A 14,908-nucleotide genomic window follows, 5' to 3' on the forward strand; every position below is an offset into this window, starting at 1 on the left:
GGTATATAAAGCGGTTGTGCAGTGCGTCAACCGCATTCTGTACCGATCGGAATATTTATTTCCGACCTTACTTTGTCGGCCACACGGCCATGCTGGTTTCGACCAACTGCGACAGTTCTTCGCAGGTGGCCCCCGATCCGCCCTGGATCGCGAGACCTTGCAGGATGGCGTACAGATAGCGCGTCAGCGCGGCCGGGGTCATCCCGTTGGGCAATTCGCCCGCCGCCTGTGCCTGCTCGAATCGCGCGATCAACGCGGCTTCCGAAGAGGCGCGGCGCTTGATGACCTCTGCCTTGATCGGTTCGGCTTCGGCGCCGCATGTCGCCGCACTGATGACGCCAAGGCAACCCTTGGGGTCGCACGTGCTCATCTGAATCTCGAGCGCGCCACGAAACAGCCGCTCGGCCACGCCGCGCGCGGTCGGCGCTTCGAGCGCGGATTTCATATAGGCCAGTTTTTCGCGCTCATAGAGGTCGAGCGCCTTGTGGAACAACGCTTCCTTGTTGCCGAACGCGGCATAAAGGCTGGGCTTGGTGATGCCCATCGCGCTGGTCAATTCGGTCATCGACGCAGCCTCATAGCCGTTGCGCCAGAAAACCAGCAAAGCAGCCGCCAACGCCTCATCGACGTCAAATTCGCGCGGACGACCTTTCGTGGCAGGCGGGGAGCAAACGCTATTCATACCGATCGGTATATAGGGCGGTGCAGCGAAAGGTCCAGTGTCGCACTGTGCGGGCACCATATACAGATATGCCGCAACGGGGCAGAACACCGTCAACGCAAGGCCTTGGCAATTGTCTGGATGGAAGAGAGGCGCGACAGCCTGCAGCGCACTATAGCGCGTGCTCATCCACAGGAGACCGCGACCGTGAACCGCCCCTTCCGCCTCGTCGATGTGTTCGGCACCGATCCGCTCACCGGTAATCCCCTGGCTGTCATCGCCGATGCCGAGGGGCTGTCGACCGGGGAGATGCAGGCGATCGCCAGTTGGCTGAATTTTTCGGAGACCACCTTCTTGCTGCCGCCAACCGACCCGGCTGCGGATTACCGCGTCCGCATCTTCACGATGGCGCATGAACTGCCCTTTGCCGGCCATCCAACGCTGGGCAGCGCGCACGCCTGGCGCGAAGCGGGCGGGCAGCCGAAGCAGGACGGCGTGATCGTACAGGAATGTGGCGTTGGGCTGGTCGTGCTTCGCCAGGCGGGGGATCGTCTGGCCTTCGCCGCCCCGCCGCTGCGGCGCGGGGGCACGCCCAGCGAAGCCGAGATCGCCGAGGTCGCCGAAGTGTTGCGGATCGAGCGCGCGGCGATCGTCGATGCGGCCTGGGCGGACAATGGTCCGGGGTGGATCGCGGTCATGCTCGAGTCGGCAGAAGCGGTGCTGGCGGTCGAACCAGCGCGGCATCACCCGACGCATATCGACATCGGCATCGTCGGCCCGCACGCGCCGGGCGGCGAGGTGGCATTCGAGCTGCGGGCGATCTTCAGCGACGCGCATGGTGGGCTGATCGAGGACCCGGTGACGGGCAGCCTTAACGCCTCGGTCGGGCAGTGGTTGTTTGCCAGCGGTCGGGCGCGCGGCTCCTATATCGCCGCGCAGGGCACGCGGCTGGGGCGGACCGGGCGCATCCATGTTTCGCAGGATGAGGCCGGGCAAGTGTGGGTGGCGGGTGCGACGCGGACGCTGTTTGCCGGGCAGACGCAAAGCTGATCCTGGTCGCGATCCTGACCGTCAAGGCGGCGATCGGTTCGACCTGGTCGCCGCCGCGCGCGCGTTGCCCGCTTGCGGACGATTGTCAGAAGTTTGTCGTCTAAGTGTCATGAAATTGCTAAAAAAACGTCCGCTAACTGTCATGACGTTACCCTAGGGCCCCCGCCAGGTGCAGCAGCACAAACAAAGGGACCTTCATGACCAAATCCTACGTCTCGGCCTTCGCGCTTGCCGTCAGCTTGGCGGCCGGGCTGCCGTTTACCGCGGCCCATGCCGCAGCCCCTTCGCCGGCCGCTCCGGTTGCCGATCCGGCGCCAGCCACGCCCGATTCGGCACCCACCGATGAGGCTTTGCCCGAAACCATCGTCGTCACCGCCAAGGCAACGCGCTCCGCGACCGCGCTTTCCGGCAGCGAAATTCAGAAAATCCTGCCCGGCATCTCACCGCTCAAGGCGATCGAGACGCTGCCCGGCGTGCTCTACATCACGGCGGACCCGTGGGGCTATAACGAGCAGAACGCCCAGATCTTCATCCACGGTTTTAGCGGGCCGCAACTCGGTTATACGTTCGACGGCCTGCCGCTCGGCGACCAGAGCTATGGCAATTATAACGGCCTGTCGCCGCAGCGCGCGGTGATTTCGGAAAATGTCGGGCGCGTCGTTGTGTCCACCGGCGCGGGTGATCTTGCCACCGCATCGAACAGCAATCTCGGCGGTACGGTTGAGACCTACTCGTCCGATCCGCAGAAGAAATTCGGCGTCCAGGCCGGGCAAACGGTCGGCAGCTTCTCGGCCTCACGCTCTTTCGTGCGGATTGACAGCGGCGCGTTTGGCGGCGGGAACAGCGCCTATGTCTCCGCGGCGCGCCAGGATGCCCGGGCATGGGATTTCAATGGCAAGCAGGGTGGCTATCAGGTCAACGCCAAGTTCGTTCATGACGACAGCATCGGCAAGCTGACTGCCTATTTCGACTATAACGATTTCACCCAGCCGAACGAGGACTCGACCGTCTTCTTCAAGCCCTCGGCCAATGCCGCGCCCGCTACGGCGGTCCAGCTTTACACGCCGTACACCAAGCCATTTTTCTACCCTGACTTCACCACCTATCGCACCTCGTATCTCAGCGCGCTTGGCAACTCCCCGGCGGCGGAGGGCAGCAATTATCGCAATTATTATTCGGACGCGCAGCGTACCGATTTCCTCGGCTATTTGCGCTACGACGCGCACCTGTCGTCGAAAGTAACCTGGTCGACGACCGGCTATTATCATCATAACGATGGTGCCGGTGTTGTCGCGGGGCCGCTTGGCCAGTCGATCGCGACGATCCAGCCGTATCTCGATCCGGCCTATGCCAGCTTGCCAAGCAATTGCCGCTTCGGTGGCAACAGCAATGGCGTTTCGCCGGTAGCCTGCACTGCGCTGACGCCGGCGCAGCAGAGCGCAGCCGGTGCCGCTTTGGTCGCGGCCACCGGTGGGTCGGGGCTCGTCACCCGCACCACCGAATATCGGATCGATCGCGGTGGCGTAATCTCGGCGATTACCGCCAATCTCGGTGCGCATACGATCGAATTTGGTGGCTGGTTCGAACATAACAGCACGACCCAGTGGCGGCGGTGGTACGGTGTCAGCGCCAGCAATCCCGGTACGAGTACGCCATACATCCGCCCGCTCGACGTCGCGCAGCCGCTTTTCACACAATATCAGGGCGAGGCGCGGATCAACGAGCTGCAGCTCCATTTGCAGGACACCTGGCAGGCGACCAGCCGCCTGCTCCTCCAGGCCGGTTTCAAGACCAGCGCGCAATGGGCCGATGGCCGCTTCCCGGTACAGCCGGTGCTGGGGTCGCTCTCCGGCCTCACCGGCGGTTTGCCGCAGGGCCGCATCAACACGCTGCGTTGGTTCCTGCCCGCAGTCGGCGCGACCTATAACCTGACCGACCATGAGCAGTTCTACTTCAACGTCCAGAAGAACCTGCGCCAGTATCAGGCTTATCTCGCTGGCGGTGGCGGTCCCTGGTTCACCGGTAGCCAGGCTGCGTTCGATGCCTTCGCCCGCCAGGGCAAGCCCGAGAGTAGCTGGACCTACGAAGGCGGTCTGCGCAGCCATCGCAGCTTCAACGGCCTGCTCAGCGGGCTGGAGGCGCAGGTCAATTATTACCATGTCGTGTTCAGCAATCGCTTGCTGGCGATTTCCACCAATCCGGGTGGCATCGCCGGGGGTGGTATCACCGGTGGGACGTCGATCCTGGTCAACGTTGGCTCGGTCCACACCGATGGTGTCGATGCGGCGTTCACGCTGCACTTCGGTCGTACTTTCTCGTTGTACAATGCGGCGTCGTACAACCTGTCGACCTATCAGAGCGACTATACCTCGACCGCATCGGGGATCGGCGCCGCAACCGGCACGTGCATCGGCGGCTATCTCGTTACTGCAGGCGTGGTGCCAACCTGCGGCAAGCAGCTTCCAGGTACGCCGAAGTGGCTGAACAAGACCGTCGCCACCGTCAACGTGGGGCCGTTCGAGGCGCAGGCAATCGGTGATTTCGTCGGCAAGCGCTTTGCCACCTTCTCGAATGACGCGAGCGTAGGGTCCTACTTCCTGACCTCGGCGCGGCTTGCGGCGAAGGTGCCGGACGGCATCCTGCCGTTGCGCAAGCTGGAGGTGTCGCTCAACGTCACCAATCTGACGGATAAGAAGGGTGTATCGACCTTGTCGGTTGGATCGGCCACCAACAGTTATTCGGCCTATCCGATTGCGCCGCGTCAGTGGTTCCTGACGGTGTCGGCGGCTTATTGAGCAAGTCGGTTGGAGCGGCGGTGGACCTCGGCCAGGGAACACCGCCGCTGCAATTTACGCGATCGGCAGTGCCAATTGTTTTGGCTCAGCGGCTGACGGCCACGGCCTGATTCGTGTGGGATATCGCCATCCAACAGTTGGTCAGTACGATGGCTGACCACTTCAATTGCCAAAATGAATGGTTTGCCGGTTTTTGCAGGGTGCAAATGGTGCCGGCTGCAGGGATCGAACCCGCGACATCCAGTTTACAAAACTGGCGCTCTACCAACTGAGCTAAGCCGGCACGTGCGACGCTCAATGCGTCAGGATATGCCGAAGGTCCAGCCCTCGGTGCGTGCGATTTGTGCTGTCAGCGCCTGCGGACGCCAAAATTCTTCTCGGAGCGCGTTGGCGCGGAGCCAGGCAGCGGTCAAAATCGCGTCGGTGGCGTGATCGCTATAGACCGTCAGCGGGACATGCGGCGCACTGCCGAACGTCGCCAGCGCCAGATCGAGTGCGGCGGGATCGCGCAATTTGCTCAAGCCCTTGCGCACGCCGGCGGCGCGGGCGGCGATGGTGGTGTAAATCTCGACCACGCACGCGCCAGCGCCCGGTGCGGAATCGAACGGCCATACTGGCACGTCGCGCCCGAGATGGTGGAGCAGCCGCATCCCGGCGAAGCTCGCTTTGGCAACCTGCGCTGCGCCGATTGCATCATAGACGGTCGAGGGTTTGCCGAACCCCGCGGCATTGTGGTGCGCTTCGCAACGGCGAAAGTGCAGGAAATCGGCCTTGGTCCCGTCGCGTGCACCGAGATAAAAATGCGTGCCGCGTCGCGCTTCAAGGAACGAGGCGGCGCCAAGATCGGCATCGGGGGCGTGGGCATCGACATAGCCCCAGAAGGCACGAGCGGTGGTCGGCGTGTCCTCGCCGGGCAGATAGGCACCGCGCAAGATGTAAGGCGGCGCAAAGCTGAAGTCGAAGCCGACCAGCAGCGGCGTTTCCGCCTGGTCACGCAGCCAGTGCAGGATGTCGGCGCGCGACCAGACCCCGCGCGGCGGGGGGATGAGGGTGGGGGCGGCGGCCCCGGTTTCACACAGCGCCAGCGCGATGCCAGGGTGGCGCGCGCCCTTGGCCCCCGACCAATCGATCGCGGCGAAGCGCATGAAATGCCGGGGATTCATGTTATCGATCATCCATGCTATCGCTTAACGATGGAGTTCGAATGGAACGATTCCAAATGCGAGTCCAATATCGCGAAACACGGAATCGATTTTGTCCGGGCGATCACCATCTGGCGCGGTGATGTCCTTGATCCTGCCGCAAGCCGCCAGACGCCGACCGAGACCCGACTGGCGGCGCTGGGAACGATTGGCGATGACGATCTGGTGATTTGCGTGATATATACGTTGCGGCAGGGCTTTCGCAGGATCATCAGCGCACGGCGGGCAAGACGGCATGAGCGATGATATTATCAGGATCAGTTTGGACACGGCCATTGAAGGCGACCGTACTGACTGGTCACATCTGCGCGGGTTGAGCGACGCTGATATCACAGAAGCAATGGCCGGAGACGCCGATACATTCGCGATCGATGAGGTCTTGCCGTCCTCTACATCAGGCGTGCGCTACATCCTGTTCAGATCGAAGGATGGGAGCTGGCATTGGGTTCTGAAAGATAAGGATGGTGCCCAACTCGCCGTTAGTGCCACGCCCTTTGCCTCCAAAGCAGCAACCGCCCGAGCAATCGACGCTTTGCGGTCCAAACTGTTGACGGGTGACGTGAAAGCGGCCTGAAGCCAGTCTATTTGCCCGCCTTCAGGCTGGCCCACCACGCCATGCGTTCGGCGATGCGCTTTTCCATGCCGCGTTCGGTCGGCACGTAGAAGGTTTGCGGCTCCATCTCGGCCGGCCAGTAATTCGCGCCCGAAAACCCTTCGACCGTATCGTGATCGTAGGTATAGCCCTTGCCGTAGCCGATGTCCTTCATCAGCTTGGTCGGCGCGTTGAGGATGTTCTCGGGCGGCATCAGCGACCCCGTCTCGCGCGCCGATTTCCACGCGGCCTTTTGCGCGGTGTAGGCGGCGTTCGATTTGGGCGCGGTGGCCAGATACAGGCACGCCTGTGCAATCGCCAATTCGCCCTCTGGGCTGCCGAGAAAATCATAGGCGTCCTTGGCGGCGAGGCACTGCGTCAGCGCATTGGAATCGGCGAGGCCAATGTCCTCGACCGCCATGCGAACCATGCGGCGCAACAGGAACAACGGTTCCTCGCCCGCGGTCAGCATTCGCGCGAGATAATAAAGCGCGGCTTGCGGGTCCGATCCGCGCACCGCTTTGTGCAGCGCGGAGATGAGGTTGTAATGCCCCTCGCGATCCTTGTCGTACACCGCGACGCGGCGCTGCAGAAAGGCGGAGAGTCCGGCCGGATCGAGCGGTTCGGGCAGGTTGACCGCAAACAGCGTCTCCGCCTGGTTGAGCAGGAAGCGACCGTCGCCATCGGCGCTGGCGATCATCGCATCGCGTGCCTCCGGGGTGAGCGGGAGTGGGCGCGCTTCGACCTGCTCGGCACGGTCGAGCAATTTGCCGAGCGCGGCATGATCGAGCCGGTGCAGGATCAGCACTTGCGCGCGGCTGAGCACGGCGGCGTTGAGTTCGAACGACGGGTTTTCGGTGGTCGCGCCAACCAGCGTGACGGTGCCATCCTCGACATAAGGCAGAAAACCGTCCTGCTGCGCGCGGTTGAAGCGGTGGATTTCGTCCACGAACAGCAAGGTGCGCTTGCCCATTTTCGCGTGATCGCGTGCCTCGGCAAAGGCTTTCTTGAGATCGGCGACGCCCGAGAATACCGCCGAAATCGCCATGAAGCGCAAACCCACCGCATCGGCGAGCAGCCGTGCGATCGTCGTCTTGCCGGTGCCGGGCGGGCCCCACAAGATCATCGAGGACAGCCGACCCGCCGCGATCATCCGCCCGATTGCGCCCTCGGGGCCGGTAATGTGATCCTGCCCCACCACCTCGGCGAGCGTCGTCGGGCGCAGCCGGTCGGCGAGCGGCGCGGTTTCGCTCGGCTGGTCGGTGGCGGGGGGATCGAAGGTGGCAAACAGATCGGGCATGGCGGGAAGATAGGCTCTCCTTTCTGCCCCCACCACCCCATCAGCATGGCCCGGCGCGCAACGGGCTCAATCGGTAACCCGGCCCCGCAGGGACTTTACCGTGGACCGCTTGGTCTTGCCCTCCATCCGCTTCGCTTTGGCGGCCTTGGAGGGTTTGGTCGGGCGGCGCCGCTTGGGGACGATGGTGGCCTCGCGGATCAGCTCGATCAGGCGTTCGCGCACTTCCTGGCGGTTGAGCAATTGCGAACGTGCGCCTTCGCTGCGCAGCACGAGCACGCCGTCGCGCGTCAGACGCGAGCCCGCCAGCACCGCCAGCCGGTTCTTCACCGCATCGGGCAAAGAGGGCGACGCGCCGACATCGAAGCGCAGCAGCACCGCGCTGTCAGTGGTGTTGACGTGCTGGCCGCCCGGCCCACCGGCGCGGGTGAAGGATTCCTGCAGCTCGTCGCTGTCGATGCTGATCGATCGGGTGACGGGAATGGCGACCATGTTTCGCCTCCTAAGACATGCGCGCGGCTTGGTCGATTGGTTGCGGGCTTGTTCCAACCGCTACGCTTCGCCAAATGGGGCGCGACGGAGATAGCGATGTACGATTTTACCATTTCGGCGGAAAGCAAGGCCGAGCTTTACCGCGACCTTCAGTCCGCGCTCGATGCGCTGACCACGGGCGAGGCGGATGCGATTGCCAATATGGCCAATGTCGCGGCGCTGATCTGGCAATATCTGCCCGATCTCAACTGGGCCGGCTTCTATCGGCTGGTCGGTGGGGAACTCGTGGTGGGGCCGTTTCTGGGCAAGCCCGCCTGCATCCGGATTGCGATTGGTGATGGGGTGTGCGGCGCGGCGGCGGCGACGCTCAAGACGCAATTGGTCGAGGACGTTCACGCCTTTCCGGGGCATATTGCGTGCGATGCGGCGAGCCGCTCCGAACTGGTCGTGCCGATCCTCCATGACGGGCGCTTGATCGGGGTGCTCGATCTCGACAGTCCGACACCGGCGCGCTTCGATGCCGGGGATGCGGCGGGGTGCGAGGCGCTGATGGCGGTGCTCGGGCCACGCATCGCGGGGTGATCCGTTTCGGGACACACCCGAACATGGCGAAAAACCGCCGAAAATGGTAGCTTGTCCATTAATGAATTTGCACCGCGTCTCTCAAGCGTGATGCGTTGGACGGAGCGTTTACCATGCGAACCCTAGCCCTTGCTGCCCTTACGATGGTTACCGCGTTCGGCGCGGGCGGGGCGGAGGCGCAGCGAATCGGGCAGGGTGGTGGCACTGTCGGCGCGCCGTATCCGGTGCCATCATATCCCGGGCAATCGATGCCCGCGCCGCCGCAGATGCCGCCGGTCGCGTATCCCGGCCAAGCCGTTCCGCCACAGCCTTATCCCGCGCAATCCTATCCGGGACGCCCGCCGCAGCCGACCCCGCAATCGCGCTGGGGCGGCAATAATGGTGGGCGCTGGTCGGGCGGGAGCAATGCGCCCGGCGGCTGGAACGCGTATCGCCGCCCGCATCGCGGCTATGCGCTACCGCATTATTGGTTCTCGCCCAGCTTCTACCTCGGCGATTATGGCAGCTACGGCCTCACGCCGCCGCCGCCGGGCTATAGCTGGCATCGTTATTATGACGATGCCGTGCTGGTCGATGCGCGCGGGCGCGTGTGGGATTCGGTGAACGGGCTCGATTGGGATGGCGCTGGCTATGCCGGGGGTGGTTATGGCGGATATGCGGGTGGCTATGGCCAGCCCTATATTTCGTTGCCGCCGGTCGTGCAGAACGGCACCGTTACGACTTATTCGACCGGTGGCTATGTGCAGGGCGGCTATGCGGCGGGCGGCTATTATGCCGGTCCGACGACGACCGTGGTGATCCAGGGTCCGCCGATTGTAACAACCACGACGACGACCACGACCGAATATGTCGAGGAATCGCGGACGCGTTACGTCGCCGCGCGGCGGGTGTATCGTGCCCCCAAGCGGCATTACCGCCCCGCGCGGCGACCGACTTGCGGTTGCCGCGTCGAGAAGCCGGTTCAGGGGAGCTGACGCCGCCTAGCCGCGCGGTTCGGGGCCGGCGAAGGTAATCAGGCTCTCCGCTCCGTTCGCCGCGACCGCGCCGACGCCGATGAAATGGTCATCGACGCTGATGTCCTTCAACACCGTGCTGGTGGCGGAGGCGGCGACGTCGGTCGATTTCTGCCAGTCCTGCGCGTCGTTGCGGCGCCAATGGATGCGATAGGCGGCGGCGCCCGCAACGGGATTCCATTTGACCGTGGTGTCAAAGCTCAGCGCGCCCGCGACCGTCACGCCCTCGGGCGCGGCGGGGGCGGCGGCGAGGCGACGGATGGTGGCGACGTTGATCGCGGTGACCTTGGCGAGATAGGGGAAATCCATCTTGTCGACGGTGTCGCCATAGGGAATGCCGTTTTCGACGCGCAGGTCCTGATGCTGCTGGGTCCAGTTTTCGGCCCCGACCGAGAAGCGCACGGCGGGATAGCCGAGCTTCAGGAACGGCTCATGGTCACCGCCACGCCCGAACCGGTCGGGGCGACGATCGACGAATACGTCGAGCCCGCCGGGCAGCGAACCCGCTACCCCATCGATTGCCTTGGCGAGCGCGCGCGACGGGCCGTCGTCCTCGCCGCCATTGCCGCGCCGCGCGAGTTGCGTCGGCAAATCCTCCGCCGCGCGAATGCCTTCGGAAAAGACGCGGACGCGGTCGGCAACGCGAACGCCATTCTGCCCCACCGTGTTGCCGACGATATCGTTGTTGAGCATCGCGGAGATGGTCCAGCCGCGCTGCTTGGCGGTCTCGGCGAGCAAGGTGCCGCCGAACAGGCCCTGCTCCTCGCCCGAGAAAATCGCATAGACGATCGTCGCGCGGAATTTTTCCTTGGACAGGATGCGCGCTGCCTCCAGCACCAGGGCGACGCCCGAGCCATCGTCATTCGCGCCGGGGGCGTCGTGCGTTGCATCCATCGCATCGCTGACGCGGCTGTCGATATGCGCGCCGACGATGATGACGCGCTTCGGATCGAGCCCTTGCTGGAAACCGAGCACATCCACCACGTTGACGCCGTTCGGCGCGCGCGCGTTGGTGAAGGTGCGCGCGATGTTGGCGACGGTGATACAGCCGTCGCACGCATCGGCGATCCGCGTCAGCTCGCCGCCAACCCACGCCCGCGCCGCGCCAATGCCGCGTACCGGATCATCGGCGGAGGAAAGCGTATGGCGCGTGCCGAAGCTGACCAGCTTTTCGACGGTGGCCTTCAGCCGGGCCGGGTTTGGGGTGGTATCCTGCGCCAGGGCAGGGGTGGCGAGTGTCGCGATGACGGCGGTGGTGGTGGTGAAGAAGCGCATCGCGGCATGGTGGCGCGATCCCCGCTTGAGCGCAAGCGGGCTGCGTCAGCTCAACCGGTCGATCGCCGCGCGGTCAAGCGAACCGGGGATAATCATCAGCGGGATGGTCAGCGCGCCCGAGTCCGCGCCCGCGAAATGCGCGACCAGCGGGCCGGGGGCGCCGCTCGCCGCCGCCGCCAGCACGAGGGCCGCGATATCGGGATTGGCGGCGATCATCTCGCGGATCACCTTGGGGCCTTCGCCCCGGCGCACGGTGATCTGTGGCTTCAGGCCCGATTCCTCGATCAGCGCACCCGCCGCAGCGGCAACCAACCCCTCGGCGTGCAGCCGCGCTTCTTCCTCGATTGTCGCCTGTACACCGGCAAAGGCGGTGAATTCGGTGGGAGGCACCAAAGCGAGGATTTCGACGCCGCCGCCCGTTTTCACCGCGCGCCGCGCGGCGAAGCGCAGGGCGATGCTGCTCTCGGGCGTCTCGTCGATCACCACCAGATAAATGCGCATTGTCGCCCTCCCCTGAAGCGATTGTGGTGCATTAAGTGGGGCGAAGCGGCGCGTGGCGCAAGCAGCGGTCTTGACCGTGCGCGTATCGGGCGCAAGAGACGGGCGCTACGGATTCGGTCAGATGAGGAAGCGTTGATGCCGGTCGAGATCAAAATGCCAGCTCTCTCCCCCACGATGGAGGAAGGCACGCTGGCGAAATGGCTGGTGAAAGAGGGCGATACGGTCAAATCGGGCGACCTGATGGCCGAAATCGAAACCGACAAGGCCACGATGGAGTTTGAGGCGGTCGATGAAGGGGTGATCGGCAAAATTTTGGTGGCCGAGGGCACCGATAACGTGAAGGTCGGCACCGTTATCGCCACGCTGATCGCCGAAGGCGAGAGCGCCGATGCGGCACCCGCCCCGAAGGCCGCGCCCGCCGCGGCACCGGTCGCTGCACCAGCGCCGGTTGCGGCGAAGCCAGCCCCGACCCCAGCGGCTCCCGCGCCCAAGGCGGAAAGCGGTGATCGCGTGAAGGCGAGCCCGCTCGCGCGCCGAATCGCGGCGGAAAAGAGCATCGATCTCGCGGCGTTGACCGGCTCTGGCCCCAATGGCCGGATCGTGAAGGCGGACGTTGACGGCGCGAAGGCGGGGGCCGCACCGACCCCCAAGGCCGTTGAAGCCGCAGCACCCTCTGCCGTTTCCGTCGCGGTCGCCCCGGCCAAGCCCGCCGCAATCCCCGAGATTCCGCACACTGCCGAAAAGCTCAGCAACGTGCGCAAGACGATTGCGCGCCGCCTGACCGAATCGAAGCAGACCGTTCCGCATATTTATCTGACGGTCGACATCCGGCTCGACGCGCTGCTCAAGCTGCGTGGCGAACTCAACAAGGGTTTGGAGCCGCGCGGCGTGAAGCTGTCGGTCAACGACTTGCTCATCAAGGCGCTCGCCGCGAGTCTGATCCAGGTGCCCAAGTGCAACGTGATGTTCACCCCCGACCAGCTCATCAGCTTCAGCCGTGCCGACATTTCGGTGGCGGTGTCGACGCCGACCGGGTTGATTACCCCGATCATCGCCGGGGCAGACAGCAAGGGCGTCGCCGCGATTTCGACCGAGATGAAGGATCTCGCCGCGCGCGCGCGCGATGGCAAGCTCAAGCCCGAGGAATATCAGGGCGGCACCGCCTCGCTCAGCAACATGGGCATGTACGGCATCAAGCAGTTCGAGGCGGTAATCAACCCGCCGCAGGGCATGATTATGGCAATCGGCGCGGGTGAAAAGCGCCCTTACGTCATCGACGATGCGCTCGGCGTGGCGACGGTGATGTCGGCGACGGGCAGTTTCGATCATCGCGCGATCGATGGGGCAGACGGCGCGCAGTTGATGCAGGTGTTCAAGACGCTCGTCGAGGCGCCGTTGTCGATGCTGGCGTGATCCAACGATGCGGCGCACCTTCATCGAGTTGGTCCACATCGCGGCGGGTATCGTTACCACGGCTGTGTTCGCATCCGGTGCGGTGTGGGCGTTGCCGCACGCCGCCGACACGATCTGGGCAGTGGCCTATGGCGTGATCGTGGTGGTGGTGTTGATGGGAATCCGGCCGCTGCGGCTGGCGTGGCGGGCGGATCATGACGACCGGCCCGCCGATGGTTGAGCTTCCCCCCGCGACAGCCCCCGCCATTCGCGCCACCGCAATGGCGTGCGATGCCAATCCGTATGGCAAGATTTTCGTCGGCTGGCTGATGGGGCAAATGGCGCTGGCCGCCGGATCGGTCGCGTCGCGCTTTTGCGGCGCGCGCGCGCCGGTGGTGGCCGCCGATGGGTTCAGTTTCACCGCACCGGTCGAGATTGGCGATGAGGTGAGCTTTCATGCCGAGATCGTCGGCACCGGGCGCACTTCGATGACCGTCGCCGTACAGGTGTGGCGACGCGACCGGCACGGGGAGGGCACCTCGCGCGCCGCTGCCGGGCGCTTTACATTGGTTTCGATGGGGGAGGACGGTCGTCCGCTCCCGCTACAAGAAGGATCCTCCCTTGGCTGATACGTTCGATCTCGTCATCCTCGGCTCCGGCCCCGGCGGTTATGTTGCCGCCATCCGCGCGGCGCAGCTCGGGCTCAAGACGGCCATTGTCGAGCGCGAGCGGCTGGGCGGCATCTGCCTCAACTGGGGCTGCATCCCGACCAAGGCGCTGCTGCGGACCTCGGAAATCTATCACTATATGCAGCACGCCGAATCCTATGGCCTGAAGGCCGAGAAGGTCGGGTTCGATCTGCCCAAGATCGTCGAGCGCAGCCGCAAGGTGGCGGGCCAGCTCAACGCGGGCGTCAAGGGCCTGATGAAGAAGAACAAGGTCACGGTGTACGAGGGTGTCGGCACGCTGACCGGCAAGGGTAAGCTCAGCGTCAAGCAGGGCGACAAGACCTCCGAGCTCGAAGCCAAGCACATCATCATCGCCACCGGCGCGCGCGCGCGCGATTTGCCCTTCGCCAAGGCGGATGGGGAGCGTATCTGGACCTATCGCCACGCGATGGTGCCGACCGAGATGCCGACCAAGCTGCTGGTCATCGGATCGGGCGCGATCGGCGTGGAGTTCGCCAGCTTCTACAATGACATGGGCGCGGATGTTACGATCGTCGAAATGCTCCCGCGCATCCTGCCGGTGGAAGATGAAGAAGTCTCCGCTTTCATGGACAAGGCGCTGACCAAGCAGGGAATCAAGCTGCTGACCGGCACCGGTCTGGAAGGCCTGACCACCTCGGCCAAGGGCGTCACCGCCAAGATCAAGGGCCCCAAGGATTCTAAGGGGGACGGCAAGGTTGTCTCCGAAGAGTATAGCCATGTCATCGTCGCCATCGGCATCGTGCCCAATACCGAGAATATCGGCCTGGAAGGGCTGGGGATCGAAACCGATCGCGGCCACATCAAGGTCGATGGCTATGCGCGCACCAATGTCGAGGGGATTTATGCGATCGGCGACGTGACCGGCGCGCCGTGGCTCGCGCACAAGGCCAGCCATGAGGGCATCGTCTGCGTCGAGGCGCTGGCGGGCCTGAAGCCGCATCCGTTCGAGAAGTGGAACATCCCCGGCTGCACCTATTCACGCCCGCAAGTCGCGAGCGTGGGGCTGACCGAGGCCAAGGCCAAGGAAGCGGGACATGAGCTGAAGGTCGGCAAGTTCCCGTTCATCGGCAATGGCAAGGCGATTGCGCTGGGCGAGGCCGAGGGCTTCGTGAAGACGGTGTTCGACGCCAAGACCGGCGAATTGCTCGGCGCGCACATGGTCGGTGCCGAAGTGACCGAGCTGATCCAAGGCTATGTCATCGCGCGCCAGTTGGAAACGACCGAGGCCGAGCTGATGGAAACGGTATTCGCGCATCCGACGCTCAGCGAAATGATGCACGAAAGCGTGCTCGGCGCGTACGGTCGCGCGTTGCACATCTGATGGCCCGTCATGCGGCCGTAGCGGG

16 protein-coding genes and 1 tRNA gene are annotated in these 14,908 nt (G+C 64.3%); 10 read left to right on the plus strand and 7 right to left on the minus strand.

Annotated elements, in window-relative coordinates; translation table 11 throughout:
• Window positions 1-67 precede the first annotated feature (67 nt).
• Window positions 68-682 carry a TetR/AcrR family transcriptional regulator gene (locus tag WC704_RS10235; protein WP_372889814.1) on the minus strand — a complete coding sequence of 205 codons (615 nt, stop codon included), beginning with the start codon at window positions 680-682 and terminating at the stop codon, window positions 68-70.
• Between the two features lie 186 nt (window positions 683-868).
• On the opposite strand from WC704_RS10235, the gene WC704_RS10240 reads away from it, so the two are divergent.
• Window positions 869-1,711 carry a PhzF family phenazine biosynthesis protein gene (locus WC704_RS10240; RefSeq protein ID WP_372889815.1) on the plus strand — a complete coding sequence of 281 codons (843 nt, stop codon included), beginning with the start codon at window positions 869-871 and terminating at the stop codon, window positions 1,709-1,711.
• Window positions 1,712-1,908: 197 nt separating this feature from the next.
• Window positions 1,909-4,506, plus strand: a complete 2,598-nt coding sequence (locus WC704_RS10245) for a TonB-dependent receptor (RefSeq protein ID WP_372889816.1) — start codon at window positions 1,909-1,911, stop codon at window positions 4,504-4,506.
• Window positions 4,507-4,713: 207 nt separating this feature from the next.
• Here WC704_RS10245 and WC704_RS10250 read toward each other — a convergent pair.
• Together WC704_RS10250 and WC704_RS10255 are read right to left on the minus strand one after the other, a co-directional pair.
• A tRNA-Thr gene (locus tag WC704_RS10250) sits at window positions 4,714-4,789 on the minus strand.
• A 19-nt stretch (window positions 4,790-4,808) separates the two neighbouring features.
• The gene (locus tag WC704_RS10255) at window positions 4,809-5,669 is read right to left on the minus strand and encodes a hypothetical protein (RefSeq protein WP_372889889.1); all 861 of its coding nucleotides are present in this window, start codon (window positions 5,667-5,669) and stop codon (window positions 4,809-4,811) included.
• Window positions 5,670-5,699: 30 nt separating this feature from the next.
• Here WC704_RS10255 and WC704_RS10260 point away from each other — a divergent pair, with 30 nt between their 5' ends.
• Window positions 5,700-5,954 (plus strand): BrnT family toxin, encoded by a 255-nt coding sequence (locus WC704_RS10260; protein WP_372889817.1) that lies wholly within the window; start codon window positions 5,700-5,702, stop codon window positions 5,952-5,954.
• Window positions 5,944-6,282: a YegP family protein gene (locus WC704_RS10265; protein ID WP_372889818.1), complete on the plus strand. Its 339-nt coding sequence runs from the start codon at window positions 5,944-5,946 to the stop codon at window positions 6,280-6,282. The genes WC704_RS10260 and WC704_RS10265 overlap by 11 nt, the downstream gene beginning before the upstream one ends.
• Before the next feature lie 7 nt (window positions 6,283-6,289).
• Here WC704_RS10265 and WC704_RS10270 read toward each other — a convergent pair whose 3' ends face one another.
• Together WC704_RS10270 and arfB are read right to left on the minus strand one after the other, a co-directional pair.
• A complete protein-coding gene (locus WC704_RS10270) occupies window positions 6,290-7,600 on the minus strand; it encodes a replication-associated recombination protein A (RefSeq protein WP_372889819.1) in 1,311 nt (436 codons plus the stop codon).
• A gap of 66 nt (window positions 7,601-7,666) precedes the next feature.
• The gene (gene arfB, locus WC704_RS10275; RefSeq protein ID WP_033967061.1) at window positions 7,667-8,089 is read right to left on the minus strand and encodes an alternative ribosome rescue aminoacyl-tRNA hydrolase ArfB; all 423 of its coding nucleotides are present in this window, start codon (window positions 8,087-8,089) and stop codon (window positions 7,667-7,669) included.
• Window positions 8,090-8,185: 96 nt separating this feature from the next.
• Here arfB and WC704_RS10280 point away from each other — a divergent pair, with 96 nt between their 5' ends.
• Window positions 8,186-8,671, plus strand: a complete 486-nt coding sequence (locus WC704_RS10280; protein ID WP_372889820.1) for a GAF domain-containing protein — start codon at window positions 8,186-8,188, stop codon at window positions 8,669-8,671.
• A gap of 113 nt (window positions 8,672-8,784) precedes the next feature.
• The gene (locus tag WC704_RS10285) at window positions 8,785-9,645 is read left to right on the plus strand and encodes an RcnB family protein (protein WP_372889821.1); all 861 of its coding nucleotides are present in this window, start codon (window positions 8,785-8,787) and stop codon (window positions 9,643-9,645) included.
• Window positions 9,646-9,651: 6 nt separating this feature from the next.
• On the opposite strand, the gene WC704_RS10290 is transcribed toward WC704_RS10285, so the two are convergent.
• A complete protein-coding gene (locus WC704_RS10290) occupies window positions 9,652-10,959 on the minus strand; it encodes a M20/M25/M40 family metallo-hydrolase (protein WP_372889822.1) in 1,308 nt (435 codons plus the stop codon).
• Between the two features lie 45 nt (window positions 10,960-11,004).
• Window positions 11,005-11,460: a universal stress protein gene (locus tag WC704_RS10295; RefSeq protein ID WP_372889823.1), complete on the minus strand. Its 456-nt coding sequence runs from the start codon at window positions 11,458-11,460 to the stop codon at window positions 11,005-11,007.
• A 135-nt stretch (window positions 11,461-11,595) separates the two neighbouring features.
• On the opposite strand from WC704_RS10295, the gene WC704_RS10300 reads away from it, so the two are divergent.
• Genes WC704_RS10300 through lpdA form a run of 4 tightly spaced genes read left to right on the plus strand, consistent with a single transcriptional unit; the run spans window position 11,596 to window position 14,883 of the window.
• Window positions 11,596-12,873 carry a pyruvate dehydrogenase complex dihydrolipoamide acetyltransferase gene (locus WC704_RS10300; protein WP_372889824.1) on the plus strand — a complete coding sequence of 426 codons (1,278 nt, stop codon included), beginning with the start codon at window positions 11,596-11,598 and terminating at the stop codon, window positions 12,871-12,873.
• Between the two features lie 7 nt (window positions 12,874-12,880).
• Window positions 12,881-13,093, plus strand: coding sequence for a hypothetical protein (locus WC704_RS10305; RefSeq protein ID WP_372889825.1), 213 nt, complete (start codon window positions 12,881-12,883; stop codon window positions 13,091-13,093).
• Window positions 13,086-13,481 carry an acyl-CoA thioesterase gene (locus tag WC704_RS10310; protein WP_372889890.1) on the plus strand — a complete coding sequence of 132 codons (396 nt, stop codon included), beginning with the start codon at window positions 13,086-13,088 and terminating at the stop codon, window positions 13,479-13,481. The genes WC704_RS10305 and WC704_RS10310 overlap by 8 nt, the downstream gene beginning before the upstream one ends.
• Window positions 13,474-14,883: a dihydrolipoyl dehydrogenase gene (gene lpdA / locus WC704_RS10315; protein ID WP_372889826.1), complete on the plus strand. Its 1,410-nt coding sequence runs from the start codon at window positions 13,474-13,476 to the stop codon at window positions 14,881-14,883. The genes WC704_RS10310 and lpdA overlap by 8 nt, the downstream gene beginning before the upstream one ends.
• Window positions 14,884-14,908 lie beyond the last annotated feature (25 nt).

Source organism: Sphingomonas sp. (assembly GCF_041661885.1).
Lineage (GTDB): Bacteria > Pseudomonadota > Alphaproteobacteria > Sphingomonadales > Sphingomonadaceae > Sphingomonas.

Bases quoted from the DNA above. Each gene is read 5' to 3' on its own strand.
- WC704_RS10270 (WP_372889819.1), bottom strand. From the start codon at position 7,600: ATGCCCGATCTGTTTGCCACCTTCGATCCCCCCGCCACCGACCAGCCG.
- WC704_RS10310 (WP_372889890.1), top strand. From the start codon at position 13,086: ATGGTTGAGCTTCCCCCCGCGACAGCCCCCGCCATTCGCGCCACCGCA.
- WC704_RS10245 (WP_372889816.1), top strand. From the start codon at position 1,909: ATGACCAAATCCTACGTCTCGGCCTTCGCGCTTGCCGTCAGCTTGGCG.
- WC704_RS10235 (WP_372889814.1), bottom strand. From the start codon at position 682: ATGAATAGCGTTTGCTCCCCGCCTGCCACGAAAGGTCGTCCGCGCGAA.
- WC704_RS10280 (WP_372889820.1), top strand. From the start codon at position 8,186: ATGTACGATTTTACCATTTCGGCGGAAAGCAAGGCCGAGCTTTACCGC.
- WC704_RS10300 (WP_372889824.1), top strand. From the start codon at position 11,596: ATGCCGGTCGAGATCAAAATGCCAGCTCTCTCCCCCACGATGGAGGAA.
- WC704_RS10255 (WP_372889889.1), bottom strand. From the start codon at position 5,669: ATGAATCCCCGGCATTTCATGCGCTTCGCCGCGATCGATTGGTCGGGG.
- WC704_RS10290 (WP_372889822.1), bottom strand. From the start codon at position 10,959: ATGCGCTTCTTCACCACCACCACCGCCGTCATCGCGACACTCGCCACC.
- WC704_RS10305 (WP_372889825.1), top strand. From the start codon at position 12,881: ATGCGGCGCACCTTCATCGAGTTGGTCCACATCGCGGCGGGTATCGTT.
- WC704_RS10295 (WP_372889823.1), bottom strand. From the start codon at position 11,460: ATGCGCATTTATCTGGTGGTGATCGACGAGACGCCCGAGAGCAGCATC.
- arfB (WP_033967061.1), bottom strand. From the start codon at position 8,089: ATGGTCGCCATTCCCGTCACCCGATCGATCAGCATCGACAGCGACGAG.
- WC704_RS10265 (WP_372889818.1), top strand. From the start codon at position 5,944: ATGAGCGATGATATTATCAGGATCAGTTTGGACACGGCCATTGAAGGC.
- WC704_RS10260 (WP_372889817.1), top strand. From the start codon at position 5,700: ATGGAGTTCGAATGGAACGATTCCAAATGCGAGTCCAATATCGCGAAA.
- WC704_RS10285 (WP_372889821.1), top strand. From the start codon at position 8,785: ATGCGAACCCTAGCCCTTGCTGCCCTTACGATGGTTACCGCGTTCGGC.